Origin of the sequence: Rhodococcus sp. (in: high G+C Gram-positive bacteria) (assembly GCF_049591685.1) — a bacterium.
GTDB lineage: Bacteria > Actinomycetota > Actinomycetes > Mycobacteriales > Mycobacteriaceae > Rhodococcoides.
In genome coordinates, this window is sequence record NZ_JBAWFH010000069.1 from 1 (window position 1) to 3,534 (window position 3,534).

Genomic DNA, 3,534 nt, shown 5'->3' on the forward strand with positions numbered 1-3,534 from the left:
CTGTGAAGCCGATCCAGAACTCGGTGGGGAGAAGTACGCCCAGCGTGCCGCCCAGAACCCAGCACAGCTGCAGGACGGTTTCGGAACGGCCGAATCCCGAGGCAATCGATTCCGGCGGTAGGTCCGACTGCAACGAAGCGTCGAGCGACACCTTCGCAAGAGCGCTCGCGCATGAAGCGACGAGTGCCGCGAGCGCTGCGGTGAGCAGACTGTCGGTGACGGCCGCGACGATGGCAACGACGGTGACCGCGGTGGTGCATCTCAGGACGACGAGGGCGGGCTTGCCCAACTTCATCCGGGCCCCGCTGGCGTTACCCGCAAAGTTGCCGATTCCTGCGGCAGCGCCGACGAGTCCGAGCATCGCGGCCTGCTTGATCGGTTCGTGATCGGTCTGGGATTTGGCGACGAACGCGACGTAGAGGGTCAGGAACCCGGTGAGCACCCGGATGGTTCCGTTACCCCAGAGCCCGAGGATGACAGCTTTGCCGAGGGGCTGACGACGAGACTTGGCCGGCGCGCTCGTCGGCTTGCCGCGCGAGATGACCTCGGTCTGAGCGTCGGAGCCGTGGTAGCCGAAGGTGGCGGGTACTTCACCTTCGGTGACCTCGACCCAGGCGGGGATACGCATGGACAGGTATGCGCCGAACAGGGTGACCGCGACGACGAACCACAGCGCGCCGGGTGAGCCCGCCACGAACGCGATACCCGCGGCGATACCGCCGCCGACGATGGTGCCACCGAGCAGACCGAAGACGGTCAGCCGAGAGTTGACTCGGACGAGATCGATTTCCGGTGGCAGCACCCGGGGAGTGACCGCGCTCTTGAGGACGGCAAATGATTTGCTCAGCACCAGCATGCCCAGCGCCGCCGGATAGAGCACCCAGCTGTCGAAGTTGAACACCAGCACCACCGCGAGTCCTGTGCGCACCAGGAACGACACGGCCAGTGCGATTCGTCGTCCGTGCTGCAGACGGTCGAGCATCGGCCCGATCAACGGGGCAATGAGGGCGAACGGCGCAATGGTGATGACGAGGTAGAGCGCTACCTTGAGCTTGTCCTCACCGGCCGCCGCGGAGAAGAACAGGGTGTTGGCCAGGGCAACCGCGATGGCTGCGTCGGATGCGAAGTTCGTCATCGTCGCGTACGTCAGCGCGGTGAGCCCGGATTTGTCGGCGCCGTCGGCTTTCGCTGCCCGCCGGAACGTCGCGATGCCCTTGCCGGTGAGCTCTCGACTGCGCATGGCCGCAACCCGCGTCACCGTCAGCTTTCGCGGCATCGGTGGCGGTTTCGGCCCCTCCGGTTTCGACGCCTCTGCCTTGGCCCCCTCTGCCTTGGCCCCCTCTGCTTTGGCCCCCTCTGCTTTGGCTCCCTCGGCTTTGGCTTCGGCTTCGGGCCGTGTCGGTGACGCCGCGGCCGGATGCAGTGGAGGGAGCGGCGTGCGCCTACTCGGCACATGCTCGTTCGCGGCAGCGCGATCCCGCAGACTGCTCGGCGGCGAAGCGGGAGGGTAGTTGCCGAATCCGGGGTGGTCCTCACCCACGGGGGCGTCGGAGTCACGTGGATCGGTCACGGGTCAATTCTGTCCTAAATCTTCGACGGGCGAGTACACCGACTCACCGAGGTGGCGTGAACTCCACCTCGTACATCGTGGGCCACAGCTTTCCGGTTACGAGAAAGCGCCCGGCGCCCGGCAATTGCGCGATCCCATTGAGCACATCTGCCCCCGCACGCTCGTCGGCGGTCATCGAATCCCACAGCGGAGCCGCGTCGATCAGAGCGGTCACCTCTCCGCTTTTCGGGTCGATGCGAGCGATGTCGTGGGTCTGCCACACGTTGGCGTACACCGATCCGTCCGCGGCACATTCGAGTTCGTTCAGGTCGGCCAGCGGTTCACCGTCCATGCTCACCTCGACGGTCGACGTCGCCGCGAACGTGACGGGATCGCGGAAGGTGAGCGTCTCGGACCCGTCGCTCATGACGAGTCCGGCCTCGGGCGTGTTGCACAAACCCCACCCCTCACCCTCGTATTCGACGCGACGGGCCTCCGCGAGCGTGTTGAGATCGCGGGCAATGGCGACACCGTCGCGCCAGGTGATCTGCCACACGATGTCGTCCGTGACGGTCAGTCCTTCGCCGAAGTAGTCGGCCGAGAGGTCGGCCCGCCGCAGTTCGGCGCCGGAATCGAGGTCGGACACCCGGATCCACGAACTACCGTTGCGCCCCGTGCTCTCGAACAGTTCGGAGCCGGAGACCTCGAGGCCCTGCGTGAAGGCCGTGCGGTCGTGGGGGAGCGTGCGCGTTACCTCGACGGTCAATTGCTCGACGCTCGACGCTGCATCTTTGGCGCCCGGGTTGTCGGGGCTTGGGTCAGCGGCGGTCGACGAAGAACACCCGACGAGCACCACCGTCGACGTCAGAAGCGTCGACAGGACGCGGAACGTGGCCGTCATGGCCCCATCATGGCAGCCCGAACTGGGCGCTTGCGAAGTGATGCGGCAAAATGAATGTGTGAGTTTCACATCTTCTCCAGAGCTCGACCAGATTCGTCCTGTCCTAGCCGAGGCCGGGGAGTTGGCCCGCCAGGCACTGATCGATGCAGCAGAAGGCGGGGTCGGCGAATACATCGGCGTCACCGCGGAAGACCACACTGCTGCCACCCACCGTTTCCGCGCCGAGCTACCGGGCTACCGCGGCTGGCAATGGGCCGTGGTCGTCGCCGCACCCGACGGGGCCGACGCCGCGACCATCAGCGAAATAGTTCTTCTCCCCGGCCCCGACGCGATCGTCGCGCCCGGTTGGTTGCCGTGGGACGAGCGCATCCGTGCCGGCGACCTCGGCCCCGGCGATCTGCTGCCGCCGCGCGAACAGGATCCGCGACTCGTTCCGGGTTATCTCGCCACCGGTGATCCGGCCGTCGACGACGTCGCTTACGAGCTGGGACTCGGCCGCAAGCAGGTCACGAGCCGCGAGGGCCGCCTCGACGCCGCAGAGCGGTGGCACGAGGGCGAGTTCGGCCCGGGCAGTGAGATGGCCAAGGCAGCTCCATCCACCTGCGGACTGTGCGGGTTCTATCTCCCGATCGCGGGCTCGCTGTCCGCGGCATTCGGAGTCTGCGGCAACGAATTTGCGGCCGACGGTCGAGTGGTCCACGCCCAGTACGGCTGCGGCGCTCACTCCGACACCGAACTTCCTACGGGCGCAGGCTCTCCGCAGTTCGAGCCCTACGACGACGCCGCGCTCGATGTCACGGCAGGCGATGTCACGGCCGGCGGTGTCTCGGCCGGCGGTGTCTCGGCCGGCGGTGTCTCGGCCGGCGGTGTCTCGGCCGGTGACGTCGCGGCCGGTGAAACTGCTGCTGTGGTCGACGCTCCGGTAGCCGACGAGACGCCCGCAACCGACGTTCGGCAGGACGCGTAATCGACCGACCGAAGGATCCGTTCGACACCGAGTCTCTGCGCGCGGCCACGATCGCGGCGTGGGCTTCGTCGCCCACGCGACTGCGGGAGGACGCCGCCACCGAGGCCGACCTGGTGG

3 protein-coding genes are annotated in these 3,534 nt (G+C 67.1%); 1 reads left to right on the top strand and 2 read right to left on the bottom strand.

Features of this window, described 5'->3' with window-relative positions; all coding sequences use genetic code 11:
- A partial coding sequence (locus WBQ44_RS03170; RefSeq protein ID WP_495565289.1) for an MFS transporter occupies positions 1 to 1,570 on the bottom strand: 1,570 nt, incomplete at its 3' end.
- Positions 1,571 to 1,613: 43 nt separating this feature from the next.
- Positions 1,614 to 2,450: a glutaminyl-peptide cyclotransferase gene (locus WBQ44_RS03175; protein WP_495565290.1), complete on the bottom strand. Its 837-nt coding sequence runs from the start codon at positions 2,448 to 2,450 to the stop codon at positions 1,614 to 1,616.
- 40 nt (positions 2,451 to 2,490) lie between these two features.
- Between WBQ44_RS03175 and WBQ44_RS03180 the strand changes: the two genes are divergently transcribed.
- Positions 2,491 to 3,417, top strand: a complete 927-nt coding sequence (locus WBQ44_RS03180; RefSeq protein WP_495565291.1) for a DUF3027 domain-containing protein — start codon at positions 2,491 to 2,493, stop codon at positions 3,415 to 3,417.
- Positions 3,418 to 3,534: the final 117 nt, after the last annotated feature.

Bases quoted from the DNA above. Each gene is read 5' to 3' on its own strand.
- WBQ44_RS03175 (WP_495565290.1), bottom strand. From the start codon at position 2,450: ATGACGGCCACGTTCCGCGTCCTGTCGACGCTTCTGACGTCGACGGTG.
- WBQ44_RS03180 (WP_495565291.1), top strand. From the start codon at position 2,491: ATGCGGCAAAATGAATGTGTGAGTTTCACATCTTCTCCAGAGCTCGAC.